The organism is Cellvibrio fibrivorans (assembly GCF_031457055.1).
Taxonomy (GTDB): Bacteria; Pseudomonadota; Gammaproteobacteria; order Pseudomonadales; family Cellvibrionaceae; genus Cellvibrio; species Cellvibrio fibrivorans.
The window spans coordinates 736,619-750,947 of the sequence record NZ_JAVDVX010000001.1; the positions used below are offsets into that span (position 1 = coordinate 736,619).

At 46.8% G+C, this 14,329-nt stretch carries 8 protein-coding genes and 1 pseudogene; 7 read left to right on the top strand and 2 right to left on the bottom strand.

What is annotated here, in order from left to right; all coding sequences use genetic code 11:
• Positions 1 to 229 precede the first annotated feature (229 nt).
• The 4 genes from J2X05_RS03130 to J2X05_RS03145 all read left to right on the top strand — a co-directional run bounded on the left by J2X05_RS03130 (position 230) and on the right by J2X05_RS03145 (position 8,060).
• The gene (locus J2X05_RS03130) at positions 230 to 4,324 is read left to right on the top strand and encodes a choice-of-anchor A family protein (RefSeq protein ID WP_310069437.1); all 4,095 of its coding nucleotides are present in this window, start codon (positions 230 to 232) and stop codon (positions 4,322 to 4,324) included.
• Between the two features lie 74 nt (positions 4,325 to 4,398).
• Complete coding sequence (locus J2X05_RS03135; RefSeq protein WP_310068518.1) at positions 4,399 to 7,638, top strand: transglutaminase-like domain-containing protein; 3,240 nt, start codon at positions 4,399 to 4,401, stop codon at positions 7,636 to 7,638.
• 1 nt (position 7,639) lies between these two features.
• Positions 7,640 to 7,933, top strand: a complete 294-nt coding sequence (locus tag J2X05_RS03140; RefSeq protein ID WP_310068520.1) for a hypothetical protein — start codon at positions 7,640 to 7,642, stop codon at positions 7,931 to 7,933.
• The gene (locus J2X05_RS03145) at positions 7,917 to 8,060 is read left to right on the top strand and encodes a hypothetical protein (RefSeq protein WP_310068523.1); all 144 of its coding nucleotides are present in this window, start codon (positions 7,917 to 7,919) and stop codon (positions 8,058 to 8,060) included. Before J2X05_RS03140 ends, J2X05_RS03145 begins: the two co-directional genes overlap by 17 nt.
• Before the next feature lie 10 nt (positions 8,061 to 8,070).
• Here J2X05_RS03145 and J2X05_RS03150 read toward each other — a convergent pair.
• Positions 8,071 to 9,181 (bottom strand): annotated as a pseudogene (locus J2X05_RS03150) (IS3 family transposase).
• Between the two features lie 67 nt (positions 9,182 to 9,248).
• Between J2X05_RS03150 and J2X05_RS03155 the strand changes: the two are divergent.
• Entirely contained in the window at positions 9,249 to 9,782 is a 534-nt protein-coding gene (locus J2X05_RS03155; protein WP_310068526.1) for a hypothetical protein, read from the top strand.
• A 192-nt stretch (positions 9,783 to 9,974) separates the two neighbouring features.
• Positions 9,975 to 10,331 (top strand): magnesium chelatase subunit ChlI family protein, encoded by a 357-nt coding sequence (locus J2X05_RS03160; RefSeq protein ID WP_310068529.1) that lies wholly within the window; start codon positions 9,975 to 9,977, stop codon positions 10,329 to 10,331.
• Between the two features lie 3 nt (positions 10,332 to 10,334).
• Here J2X05_RS03160 and J2X05_RS03165 read toward each other — a convergent pair whose 3' ends face one another.
• The gene (locus J2X05_RS03165; protein WP_310068531.1) at positions 10,335 to 12,050 is read right to left on the bottom strand and encodes a putative bifunctional diguanylate cyclase/phosphodiesterase; all 1,716 of its coding nucleotides are present in this window, start codon (positions 12,048 to 12,050) and stop codon (positions 10,335 to 10,337) included.
• Between the two features lie 232 nt (positions 12,051 to 12,282).
• Between J2X05_RS03165 and rep the strand changes: the two genes are divergently transcribed.
• A complete protein-coding gene (gene rep / locus J2X05_RS03170; RefSeq protein WP_310069439.1) occupies positions 12,283 to 14,301 on the top strand; it encodes a DNA helicase Rep in 2,019 nt (672 codons plus the stop codon).
• The last annotated feature ends 28 nt before the right edge of the window (positions 14,302 to 14,329 follow it).

A 14,329-nucleotide genomic window follows, 5' to 3' on the forward strand; every position in this document is an offset into this window, starting at 1 on the left:
TGCCTGTGCGACAAATGTCAGCGCGCAGATACGTGATGTGCGCACTTCAAATGGTACTGAATTTATATTTTCTTTCATGCCAAATCTGAATTTTAAAACGGTCACCTTAACCCTTTTTGTATCTTCAGATCACGCAGCATCAGGTACCGTTGAGCTGCCAAGATTAGGGTCAACTATCGCTTTTACAGTGCAGCCCAATGTGGTTACGTCCATTAGTATCCCAGAGTCTATGCATAGGCTTCCTTATGGGGTGAAGTCTGATTTTGGTATTCGAGTGACTTCTGATTATCCAATTAGCCTGTATGGGGTAAATCAGCGAGAGAATTCGACAGATGCTTTTCTCGTTCTGCCTGTACAGTCTCTTGGTCGGGATTACATGCCTGTTAGCTATAATGATAGCTCTTCTTTCATTGCAATAGTTGGAACCAAAGATAATACTCAAATACTAATTAAATCGCCGGTTGATACGACAAAAACCCGTGCAGGCGTTCCGCATAAAATTATCCTAAACAAACTGGAAACGTATTTAGTTGTTGGAAAAAATTTTTCCGATTTAACTGGAACAGAAATACAAGCTGAAGCTCCGATCGCGGTAGTGGGTGGTGCTATGTGTGCTTACGTTCCAGTGAATGTCCCTGCTTGTGATCATCTTGTTGAAATGATGCCGTCAGTTGAGTCTTGGGGCAATTTGTTCCTTACATACCCCCTTGCGTTGCGCACAAAAGGTGACCTGATCCGTATTCTGTCGTCAGTAGATAATACGGAAGTAAAAATAAATGGTTCTTTGGTTGCTATTTTAAAAAGAGGGGGTTTTTACGATGTAATTCTCGGCACTTCCAGCTTGATAGAAACATCTAGACCAGCATTAGTTTCTCAATATTCTTTGGGCCAAAATTATGACGGCGTTGTTTCCGATCCATTTATGATGTTAGTGACTCCAATAGAACAGTTTCGAGATAAATATACTTTTGCGGCCCCATTGTCTGGCTTTAGTTCGCACTTTGCGAACGTAGTGATTCGAACAACTTCTCTTTCATCTATTCGTGTGGATGGTGTTGCACCTAATTTGTCAATCTTTAAGCCAATAGGTGATGGAAGTTTCAGTGGCGGCCAGATTCCTATCGCTCCCGGATCACACTCGATTGCTGCGGAAAGTCCATTTGGACTGAATGTATATGGCTTTGGCGACTATGAATCCTATGGTTACCCCGGCGGTATGGCTGCAGAAATCATCAATCCGATTTATGGTGACTACAAAAATGTTCGGGTTACCAGTCAATTGGTTACCGGCAACGTAGATCTAGATTTCAGTTCATTTGTTGTCGCACCAGAAAAAATTGAACACAGCGATGGTACAACAGTCATTGAATGGTTTTTCCCGGCGTTTTCCATTGGTCAGATTAAAAATTTGGATTATGAAGTAGTTGCTAAAAACCTGCTTCCAGGTGAAAAGCGTGTAATTACCAACAGCCTTGATTTGAGCTATCAGGATTTAAATGGCGTAGAACATAATCGTCATTTAGGGCAGCAGGAGCTTACTGTGCTCTCATCTGGATTTACGATAGGCGTTTCAACGGACAAGCAGGGGTATAGCGCTAACCAAGAAGTAAATATTTCTACGCAAGTAGCAAATGCCGGTTCAGTAAATGGCCTTGTTTCAGTGACACTTGAAGTTCGAGATGCCCAAGGCAACTATGTGGCTGGCCTAAATTCGCCACCGGCTTTTGTGCTGGGTGCACGGAATTCGATTGCGCTTAGTCCGCAGATTTTTTCAACAGGAACTACTTACAGTGGTAACTACCAGATCCATGCCATATTGAAAAATCAGGATGGTGCAGTAGTAGCCGAGGACAGCGCACTCTTTTCTATAGTCGATGCCGATGTCGAGCAAATGTCAGCCCAAGTGACAACTGACAAGCTTGTCTACAACCGCAGGGATGTGTTGGCTATCGAAGATAAGCTAACTAGCTTATCGCAAAACCAGTTGATTCAGGATGTCACCGTGATCACACGTGTTCTGCATGAAGATGGTGAGGTGTTTTGGCATGCGTCCAACGATTTAGCGCAATTAACACCACAGGAATTTGAATCGTTTGCTCATGCCGTGCCGCTGACGAATGCCAAACTCGGAAACTATACTGTGCAGCTAAAGGCTTTGAATACCGACGGTTTGACTTTGGCTTCCGACGAGGCCAGCTTCCAAATACAGGATAATCCACTGTTTGCATTACGTGGCGGTGTCACCGTTGATAAAGATGAACTGCCTTTAGGCGAAAGCCAATCATGTACTTACACGATTAATAACACTGGTATTCAACCAATTAATGGGCAATTAATAAAACTGAATCTGGTACGGGTTGATGAAGAATCAAACTTGTTCTCAACAGAGCAAAGCGTAGACTTAGTTTCCCAAGGTGAAAAGTCCTTCGCTCCCGATCTGCCAATACCAGCAGCACAAGGAAATTTTGCGTGTGTGTTAGAGGCTGTCGTATCGGGTCAAGCAACTGTTTTGGCAACAGCCCTGTTCACAGTTAAGGAATCACCAATCAAACTCGCTGGCGATTTTACTCTCGGTGAAAAAGCCCGCTTATTGGTATTGATAGATTCATCCACCGCCGAGCGCACTTATCTTGAAAATCTGTTAACCAATACAGGATGGTTCTACACCATCGTCGATAATGCTGCTGCGTTTAAAACGGAATTGACCCAAGGTGGTTACGGTGTCTACGCACTACTTAGTGAAAAAGTAACTTTGGATCAAACAACTCAAAACTTACTTAATGCCAAAGTTGCAGCAGGTGATGGATTGTTTGTTGCCGGTGCAACAGACCGTCGCCATCAAACTCTTGAGCAAGCGTTGGGAATTAAAGCACGCGCAAATGAGGCCTATGCCAAAGGTGTCGCTGTACAAGAAAGCGCTTTGGGTTATGCGTGGGAACGTGCATTTAATAAATCGTCGCGAGTTCTGAATTTCAGTGCGAATGGTGCAAACGTTATTGGTGAGTACCGCAAGAACTTAGCGGGTACCGATACGCAAACCGTTCTCGGTGCATTAGGGGCTGCTGGTCGCTACGGTAATTTTGTCTGGGATAACTTCACCTCGCTGTCATCAACGGTAGAAGGCCGTATTGCTGTCGGTGGCAACCTAAGCCTGCAAAACTTCAGTGTGGGTGACAAGCTCGATCCAAACAAACTCCACGATGTAGTTACCGTTGGCGGAAATGTCACTTTCCCATCTGGCCGAATCTATTACGGTAATTTGATTGCGGGTGGCAGCGTGTCTGGTGTGGGTGATCCGGTGCGTTTTGGTATGGCACAGGGCGCCGTTATTCGCGGCAGTAGCGCGCTGGATGTTAACTTCACCGGCGAGCGCGAATACCTGCAAGAGCTTTCCACCAAGCTTGCAACATTACCTGCGAATGGCACAGTAAAAATGCAGTGGGGCGGTATGGAGCTCAAAGGTGATTGCACAAGCACTTCACAAGTCTTCAACGTTAATGGAGTTGATCTTGGTGTTGCCCATACCTTTGCAGTGAGCTGTATTCCTGCTGGCGCAACGGTGGTATTCAACGTATCAGGCACTAACGTCACTATCAAAAGCATGGGTATGCAATCGCTTACAACACTGCGCGATAACGTGTTGTTCAACTTCCCGCAAGCGACATCGTTGAAGATGACCTCTGTAGGGATTGAAGGCAGCATCCTCGCTCCATTTGCCCAAGTCGATCAACCTGCTGGTCGTATTGATGGACAAGTGATTGTGAAGTCCTGGTATTCAACTACCACCGGCTATATGTCGATTCACAATCGCTTCTTCAGTGGCGATCTGTCGGCAGCAGTGAGCCCAGCTAGCAAAAACGCATTAGCCACTTACCAGTACCAAAAAGGTAAATCGGTATTCGCTGGTTTTGATGTATTGGCACAAGCCGTTGCGTTGGGTGTGAGCAGTGATAACCCCTTTGCACAATTACTTCTCTCTGCACTGGAGCAGGTGAATCCTGCACCTATTACCGCAAGGGCTGGCAAAGTGGTTCCTGTGGTGCTGACCTATGAAAATACCGGGGCACAAACCGCGACCGGTCAGGTCAGGTTAGCGCTTACCGGCAATATCGCGCTGCTTAACTCCGCTGCCTTCACTCAAGTTGCTAACAGCAGCGATTGGGTGTTGCCACTGAGTCTGGATGCCGGTGCTAGTAACAGCCAAACCATTTACGTGCAGTTGCCTGTGTCAGGTGCATCCAGCATCACGCTGCAATTACAAACCGGAGTCACTCCCGATTGGGAAACCCGGTTTGAAAAAGCACTGAATCTCAACGTCCAGTAATACATTTCTCACCCGACCCTGTTGATCAGGGTTGGGTATAAAACCATTTCAGTTTTAATGAATTATTTAACGGTATGGCCAAAGGTAAAAATATGACTCAAGGATTTTCTACAACATCGGGAACCGGCGCGCTCACTCTTGATAGCTTTCGCGGTGGTGTTTTTGCGAAAGCCATTGCATGCATCACATTGTTTTTTTTCACCTTTGTGTTTTACGCAAACCCTGCAGCAGCGGCGGTTGCCAACGAAATTAATCAAAATGACCAGCGCGAAGCTGCGCTGGAAGCTGCAATAGAGACCACGCCCGAGAAAAAACTCAGTAATCGCCTGACAAAACTGCGTGATAAAATCGTATTGGAATTTCCGCAAGCAATTGAGCAGCGCGCTGCCGAGCAAAACTGGTTTGAGAGTGCCTTCGCCAGTATATTTAGCGATGGTCCCATCACTGCTGATGAACTTGCTGAACTGCAAACATTAAGTGCAAGTATCGATACTGCCTATCAAGAAGCTATCACCAGTTTTGAAACGGAAGCTGCTGAATTTGAACAAGAGGCAGCCGCAACCGGTAATGAATTAAGTGCAGACGTAAAACAACTGATCCAATCGCGCCACGCCGAAGCATTGGAACATATCAAAAGTCGCTACGCACAAACCCAGTCGCAATTAACGGCATTAATCAACGCTCAATCAGCCAGCGGGCAAGAACAAGCTCTGGAACAATTAAATCAATCACTCGAACAAGAACAATTTAAACCAACGCATACACCCGCAACACCGGAAAACTTGCCGTGGAGTGCACCGGATGAAAACGTGCGTGAACCGGTTGATAACCCGCAAGATTTACAAGCTGCATTAGGTTTAAACCCCTACGCCAAATACGCACAGATAGCACAAGCTGGTGACACTGATCCCGGCCTGATTGCACAAGCCATGGCGAATGCTGCCAACACTGAATTACAAGCTGCTCTTGCTGAATCAGTAGAAGTACAACTCACTCCAGAAATAAAAGCGTTAGCCACCACCCTGAATAACAACAGCATCGAGATTTACACCTGGGTACATAACAACATCCGTTTTATTCCCAGCTATGGCTCTATTCAAGGCGCGCAACACACACTGGAAACCAAACAAGGTAATGCGATTGATACCGCGAGCTTATTAATTTCATTGCTGCGCGCTGCCAATATTCCTGCACGTTACGCTTACGGCACCGTAGAAATTCCCGCTGAAAAAGTGATGAACTGGGTTGGCGGTGCACAAACTCCAGAAGCTGCACAAGCCATTCTCGGCATGGGTGGCGTACCTACCATTGGCCGAATAGAGGGCGGCAAGATCAGCGCGTTCAGGTTGGAACATGTGTGGGTAGAGGCCTATGTAGATTACTTCCCCAGCCGTGGCATGAAAGAAAAAGTGGGTGATAGCTGGATTCCAATGGATGCCAGTTTTAAACAATATGAATTCATCGAAGGCCGGGATCTTAATAGCGAAGTTTCATTTGATGCTGAAAGTTTGATTTCAAACATCCAAGCAAAAGCAACAGTTAGTGAAACTGAAGGTTGGGTCAGTGATATTCCTCGATCAGATATACAAGAACAATTGGCACTGTACCAAGATCGTCTCTCTACCTATATCAAGAATCAAAATCCTGATGCAACTGTAGGTGACGTACTCGGGTTACAGCAAGTCAAGATTCTGCCCGTTCGACCATTAGCTGCAGGGCTTCCTTATAATAGAATTTTAACCAGCCAGACGTTTAGTGAGGTTCCGAATAATCTTCGGCATAAATTTAAATACACTCTGGCTGCCAAAAATTATGGATATTCAGATGCCGCATTCATCACAATTGAAGAGCCAACAGCGAGACTTGCTGGAAAATCTTTAGCCATGAGTTTTAGGCCGTCAACCGCAGCCGATGAAGCAATTATTAAAGCGCGTATTCCTAATGTTGATCTTGATGGTGGTATCGATCCCAATAAGCTGCCTAAAAGTTTGCCTGGGTATTTAATTAATCTTAAAGCAGAATTCACAATTGATGGTGTTGTCTTTAAAGATGGATTGGCAGGTTCAATGGGCGGTGAGCTATACGAAGTCATGGGCCTGTGGAGCCCCAAAGATAAATGGGAAACGAGTGTAAACTATCCCACAGCTGGAGTTTATAGAGCGATAGGGCTAGATTTACAAGGAATCAGTACCAAGCAACTTGGAAAAATATCTCAGAAAATGGATGACATAAATCAATTTATTGATGATTCAAATTCTGAACAGTTAAACCAGTTGGGTAAACATGAACTCACGGGAAGTTTTTTGCAAACGACTATTTTAAGCTATTTTGCATTAAATGATATTCAGGATGAAATGGCTGCGCAGTCCACCGGAATACTAAGTTACCGTTTGCCAAGTTATGGAACTTTTAGTACGAACATCACAACTCAATACTGGTATGGGATGCCTAGGAATGTTGAGCTTGGTGGGATGAGCATGGATGTGGATCACATGAAGCAGCATAGGATATCAAAAATCAACGATAAAAGTGCTGAAATAGAATTTAGTAAAAGTGTAGGGATAAGGTTGAGTGCAATGGAGCACCTGGTTCCAGAACAGGTGTTCACTACTGAAACTGCAGTACCTGAAGGTATAAGTGCAGTTAAAGCACTGGCGATTGCGTTGGCGCAGGGGCAAAAAATTTGGACAGTTGATAAGAGTAACGTTGAAAATGCGTTGCTGAAAGTAAATTTAACAGCTGATACAGAGTGGGATATAAGAAATGCGGTTAATGCGGGAAAAATGGTAACTGCGCATGAATCGAAACTTAATTTTAATGGATGGGTTGGTGAGGGGTATATCATTGCTGATCCAAAAACAGGAGCAGCAGCATACATGATTGCTGGCGGCAGCAACGGCGGCATTCTGGATCAAATCGATTCAGCTCTGGAGTCTGTCATCGGCTGGGTAACAACACTTGAAGAAAAGCTTGGTGACGCCAAATATTTCAAAGTTTTGAAACCATTGAAATTTCTTGTCGGACAGGTAAAAAGATTTTTGGAAAATACTCGTGCCATTGTGCAAATTATGAAAGATTGCAATGCTGGTGCAGCTTTATTGGGTATTATTCTTTATGTAGGTCTCATTTTAATTATGGCGAAAGTCATGTCAGTTGCTGTAGGGTTGCTGGCTGGTGCTTGCGGTGGAAATCCGTTTTGTATACTTGCAGGCAGCTCAATTGTTCTTTCTGCGGTCTTGGAAATGGCAAATGGTATGTTGAGTAATACAAAAGATTACATCCTTAATAGCGGATTATGCAAAATAGGTACTTAATATGTATTTTCAAATTAATTCTTTTCCTGAGTTGGCGAAGTTAACTAAAGCTGAGCGCAAAAGGAAAATCAAAGAGATTACTCAAGGATTATCTTTGGGGTCAAAATATACAGTTTTAATTGTTGTTTCAGTCATCCTGTGTGTTATCGGCTCTGGAATTGCTGCAAATGCTGATCTAAATGGCGATGTTGTTGGTGGTATTGGTTACAGTGTTTTATTTAGTAGTTGGTTTTTGGGACATTTAATAATAGTTAATTGGATTGTCTACCCTAAGCTTAATGAGTTTATTCGTTAGGTTTGCGAATTTAAGAGGCTCACAAGCCATTCACGGTGTGGATGGCGTACCGACCATTGGCCGCGTAGAAGGCGGCAAGATCAGTATTTTTAAACTGGAACACGTGTGGGTTGAAGCCTATGTGTAAACACCCGTTGTTAGTGGCAGTCTAAATTAGAGGTTTCCAGCGTTTGATATTTGGCCAAATACTCCCAAGGCGTGAGGTCGCCCAGTGAATCATGTGGCCGCTCTTAGTTGTATTCCAGCATCCATTTTTCAGTGATCTCCCGAACCTCAGACAAATTTCTAAATACATACATATTCAAAATCTCCTCTCGGTAGGTTCGGTTAAAGCGCTCAACAAATGAATTTTGTGTCGGTGTGCCAAGTTCAATAAAATCCAGTTTAATGCTGTGGTGTTCTGCCCAGTCCGACAATGCCGCCGAGATAAACTCGGGGCCGTTATCATGCGTAGTTTTGCCGGATAGCCTCACCACGCAATAGCGCGCTCCAATACGCGAACAACCCTTGCGGCGGGCAGGCAGAAATCAATTTCGATGGCTAATACTTCGCGATTAAAATCATCCAGTAAATTGAATGTCCTGAATCGCCGACCACACATCAACGCATCATTCATAAAGTCCATTGACCAGCAATGGTTTGCCGTCGTTGGAACGGTCAATGGCTCCGGGTTTCGAGTAGGCAAGCGCTTTTTCCCACGCCGCCGCCTGTTTAAATTCAGCTCGCAATAAATGCGGTGTACCCGCTTATGATTCCAGTAGTGACCGCGCCGACGCAGTATTTTTAACAGCTTGCTAAAACCGTACGCCGGATATTGTTCGCTCGCCGTTTGCAGCGCCGCAATCACTGGATCGTCACGATGCACGTCAGGTCGGTAACGGTACACCGAATCACTGATTCCAAAGAGATGGCACGCGCGGCGCAAACTAACATCATGCTGATCTTTGGCGTAATCAACCAGCTCTCGTCGTACTGCCGCAGCTACAGCTTTTTTTCGATCACATCCTTCAGGATTTTGTGATCCAGACTGAGCTCGGCATACATTTGCTTAAGGCGGCGATTTTCTTCTTCCAGGTCTTTCAGGCGCTTAACATCCGACGCTTCCATGCCGCCGTATTTGCTTTTCCAGTTGTAGTAGGTTGCATCAGAGATGCCATTTTCCCGGCACACTTCTTTCACTACCCTGCCGCTTTCTATCTCTTTAAGGATTTTTACAATTTGTGTTTCAGTAAAACGTGACTTTTTCATAGGGGGCTCTCCGTTTGTGACAGTGTATGCCGGAGAACTCTAATTATGACTGACCCTAGTTTAGGGGATGGTTACATATGTGGATTACTTCCCCAGCCGTGGCATGAAAGAAAGCGTGGGCGATAGCTGGATTCCAAAGGGTGCCAGTTTTAAACAATACGATTTCACCGAAGGCATGAATTTAAAAGACCAAGTTCCGTTTGATGCAGAAGCATTAGCCAATACGATACAAACCAAATCCATCGTGAATGAAACGGAAGGCTGGGTGCAAAATGTGCCGCAAGCAGATATCGAAGCCCAGCTTGAAAATTTCCAAACACAACTAAAAACTTATATTGAAAACCAAAATCCAGATGCGACTGTTGGCGAAGTGCTCGGCTTGCAAGAAATCAAAATCCTGCCACCACGCCCACTCGCGGCAGGCGTGCCTTACAACCGTATCATCACCAGCCAAACGTTTAGCGAAGTTCCGAATAACCTTCGCCATAAGTTTAAATACTCCTTGGCAACAGAAAGCATGGGTTACACGATATTTTTGGTTGTGGAAACCTTTACGCAAGCTGTCAATAGTCGTCGAGACGCAATATGCTTGATTTGCTAACAATCCACGAACCAACCGCCCGCTTACTCGCTCGTGAAAGTGCTACACCCAGCCGCTCAGGCCTATTCAAAAAATGTGGGGGCTATTTTGTTGGGGAAGAAATGCTTTAGAAGACTCTGTTTTTGGGTAGATTTCGATAATACCCCAACGAAAAACGGATATTCCATATTCGTATAAATTAGTGACATGCACGTGCCAGTCCGCAGCCTTCGTCAGGGAGAACTACAAAACAAAACCCAGGGCGATAACAGCAGTGTGATTCGGGCGCGGGTGGAACAGGCGCGCGCGCGGCAAATCGCGCGGCAGGGTAAAGCCAATCACCAATTGAGTGCACCGGAACTGGAGCACCACTGCGTTTTAACTGAGGGCGATAAGGCATTGTTGGAGCAGGCGATTAATAAACTGGGGTTATCGACCCGCGCCTATCACCGAGTGCTGAAACTGGCGCGCACGCTGGCCGATATGGCTGCGCGCGATAATGTGAACACCGTCGATATCAGTGAAGCACTGAGTTACCGCACCCTTGATCGCCAAAGCAGCAATCAATAAAAATTAATTGAGCAGCAGATGTTGATGTGATGCCGACATCTGCAGCCAGTTGATAATTTCAGCATAGGATTTGGGTGCAGAAAAATAATAGCCCTGCATTAAATCGCAGCCCATTTCCTTGAGCCATTCTTTTTGCTCTTTGGTTTCTACACCTTCAGCGACAACTAACTTCCCAAGATTGTGCGCAAGCGTAATCATGGCCGAGACCAAACGTTTGTCGGTGTGGCTGCGATTTAATTCCTGCAGGAAACCCAAATCGATTTTTACCGTGCTGATCGGCAAGCGCTGTAAATGCAACAGCGATGAATTGCCCGCACCAAAACTGTCGAGTAAAAAATTAATCCCAAAAAATGACAGCGGCCGCATGCATAACGAAACTAATTCAATATTGTCGGCGAAAACCGTTTCGGAAATTTCAAATTCGATATCGCCAGGCTGAATATCGTTGTCAGCAAAAATGCGTGCAACTTCGTGCACCAGATTGTCATCTTTAAATTGGCGCATGGATAAATTGATCGCCATCATCAAGGGCCCACCCCAAAATTCCTGCAACAATTTTAAATCGTTGCACGCCTGGCGAATGGCCCAATAACCCAATGCGTTGATGATGCCGGTCTCTTCAGCGGTAGCGATAAAATCACTCGCATTTAAAATTCCCATACCGGGTTTATCCCAGCGCAGCACGGCTTCCAGCACGATCACCTTGCCCGTACTTACATCCACGCGTGGTGTGTAATGCAGGACAAACTGCTGTTTTCTAAGCGCCGCGCGCAAATCGGACTCAAGCCGCAATTGACGGCGTACATCCTGGTTCATCATCTCGGTAAAAAAGCGATAGCTGCTGCCGTCTTCCTGTTTGGCTTTGTACATCGCCATATCGGCATGTTTAAGCAGGGTGTCGGCATCGCGCCCCGCTTGCGGATAAATCGCAATGCCAATACTGCAACCCACCACCACTTCATGACCATTAATTTCGGCGGGCTGCTCGATGGCGGCAATGACTTTTTCAGCGATGTGTGCAACATCGGTATTGACCGCAATTTTTTGCAACAACAACGTGAATTCGTCGCCACCCATGCGCGCGACTGAATCGCTGCGGCGCAAACACGCATTCAAACGCTCGGCACAGATGCGGATAATCGCATCGCCCGCATCGTGTCCAAAATTGTCGTTCACTTGTTTAAAGCCGTTGAGGTCGATAAACATCAGGGTAAAACTGGCGTTGTCGCGCTCGGCCAAATTAATCGCATGTTCGAGGCGGTCGCGGAATAAAATGCGATTGGGTACATCGGTGAGTGGATCGTAATGCGCAAGGCGTGTGAGGTGTTGCTCGGTTTGTTTACGCTCGATGGCATAGCGCAGGGTGCGCTCTAATAACAGGTGATCGATTTGGCCTTTAATTAAATAATCCGCCGCGCCTGCCCGGATAGCTTCGCGGTCAACTTCGGTTTCCATTTCATCCGTCATCACCACAATGGGTGTCTGGCAAGCTTGCACGCGCGCTGCATTGAGCAGATCGCGGGCGCTAGTATCGCCCCAGTAATAATCGAGCAACGCCACATCAAATTCTTGCGATAAAATTTTATTAAGTGCGATATCCAGTTGGTCGCACCAGACAAGTTCGTACTCCACTTGGCGAATATGCGACAAAACCTCAGCGATGAGCAGGTATTCGCCCTGTTCACGGTCGATAAATAAAATTTTTATCTTGTTCTCCATCGCTCTCGATCCCTTTTAACTCGCGTTTTTATCCGAGTTGTTTGGCACTAAATTTCGCACTCAAAGCACCACAATGGTAACAGTCGCCTCAGGCAAACAAAACGCTTTGCTATATAACAAATAACCGCTACAAACTTTCCATGCTTACCTTGTAGTTATAGCGCCCAAGATCGCCGTTGCAAGCGCAGGAGGGCTTGTTAGAATGCTCGCCCATCTGCTCAAGGCCGCCACTGTGACCCAACTCAACCCCCGCCAAAAAGAAGCCGTGCTCTATATCGATGGACCATGTCTGGTGTTGGCCGGTGCGGGCAGCGGCAAGACCAGCGTAATCACACGCAAGATCGCCTATCTGATTGAACAGTGCGATATGCCTGCGCGCCACATAGCCGCACTCACGTTTACCAATAAAGCCGCGCGCGAGATGAAAGAGCGCGCCAGCAAATTGGTCAAAGGCAGTGCCTCTAAAGGCCTGACGGTTTCTACCTTCCACAACCTCGGCTTGAACATTATCCGCCGCGAGCACAAAAGCCTCGGTTTCAAACCCGGCTTCTCCATTTTTGACTCTGAAGATGCACGTTCGCTACTCAAGGAACTGATGCTCAAAGAGGGCGATCTGGATAACGACCATATCGATCTGGTGCAGAACCAAATCTCCAACTGGAAAAATGACCTGGTCAATCCGGCACGCGCCTTGAGTATGGCGCAAAGCCCCGGCGAGCAGACCATCGCGATTATTTACCAGCGCTACAACCAGGCTCTGCGCGCCTATAACGCGGTGGACTTCGACGACCTGATCCTGATCCCAGTCGAGTTATTCCAAACCAATGCCGAGGTGCTTGCCCGTTGGCAGCGCAAAATCCGCTACCTGTTGGTGGATGAATACCAAGACACCAACTCCAGCCAGTACCTTTTGGTGCAGCTTATCGTCGGCAACCGCGGTGCACTCACCGTGGTGGGCGATGACGACCAATCCATCTACGCCTGGCGCGGCGCGCGGCCGGAAAATATGAGTCTGCTCAAACAGGATTATCCAAGTTTGCGGGTAATCAAACTGGAGCAAAATTACCGCTCCACCAGCCGCATCCTGCGCGTGGCCAACCATCTGATCGCCAACAACCCGCATGAATTCGACAAGGCGCTGTGGAGCGAGATGGGCTTGGGCGATCCGATCCGGGTAATCCGCTGCAAAAACGAAGAGGCTGAGGCCGAGCGCGTAGCTACCGAGATCATCACCCAACGCTTGCAGAAGCAATACAAATTCCGTGACTTTGCGGTGCTCTATCGCGGCAACCACCAAGCGCGCCTGCTGGAGATGAAACTGCAACATCACCAGATTCCCTACAAGATGAGCGGCGGCTCCTCATTTTTTGCTAAAACCGAAATCAAGGATGTAATGGCCTACTTGCGCTTGATCGTCAACCCAGACGACGACAACGCTTTTTTGCGCATCATCAACACCCCACGCCGCCAGATTGGCACCAGCACGCTGGAAGCTTTGGGCGGCTATGCGAGCGAACGCGAAATCAGTTTATTTGCCGCACTGGATGAGCTGGGCTTACAGAGTCGCATTCCCGAAAAAAACCTTGAACGTTTGCAACGTTTTGCGCACTGGGTCAAACAAGTTACCCAAAATTCTCGCGGCGAAAAACCGGTTGATGCGATCCGCGAGATGTTAAGCGACATAGATTACGAAGGTTGGCTACATCAGAACTCCGCCAGCAGTAAAGCGGCGGAAAAACGGCTGGAAAACGTGTTTTACCTGATCGAGTCGCTGCAAAAGAGCCTCGACAAAACCGCCAATGACGATGAAGACGAAGAGTCGCGTATTGAAGACGCTATCGCCAAATTGGTATTGCGCGATTTAATGGAGCGGCAGGAAGAGGAAGATTTGAGTGATCAGGTGCAGTTGATGACACTGCACGCCTCCAAAGGTCTGGAATTCCCCCACGTATTTATGGTGGGCATGGAAGAGGACCTGCTACCCCATCGCAACAGTATTGAAGACAATAATATTGAAGAAGAAAGGCGCCTGACTTACGTGGGCATCACCCGTGCGCAACGGACGCTATCGATGACACTCGCGGGCAAGCGCAAGCAATTTGGCGAGATGAGTGAGACCACCCCCAGCCGCTTTTTGGATGAGCTGCCGAAAGAAGATGTGGAATGGGAAGGCTTTGGCGAGCAGAGTGCGGAGAAAAATCTGGCCAAGGGTGAGGAGACCTTATCCAGTTTGCTCAACTTGTTCGATTGAGATTGGCTTCAACTGCACTGGCATCCAA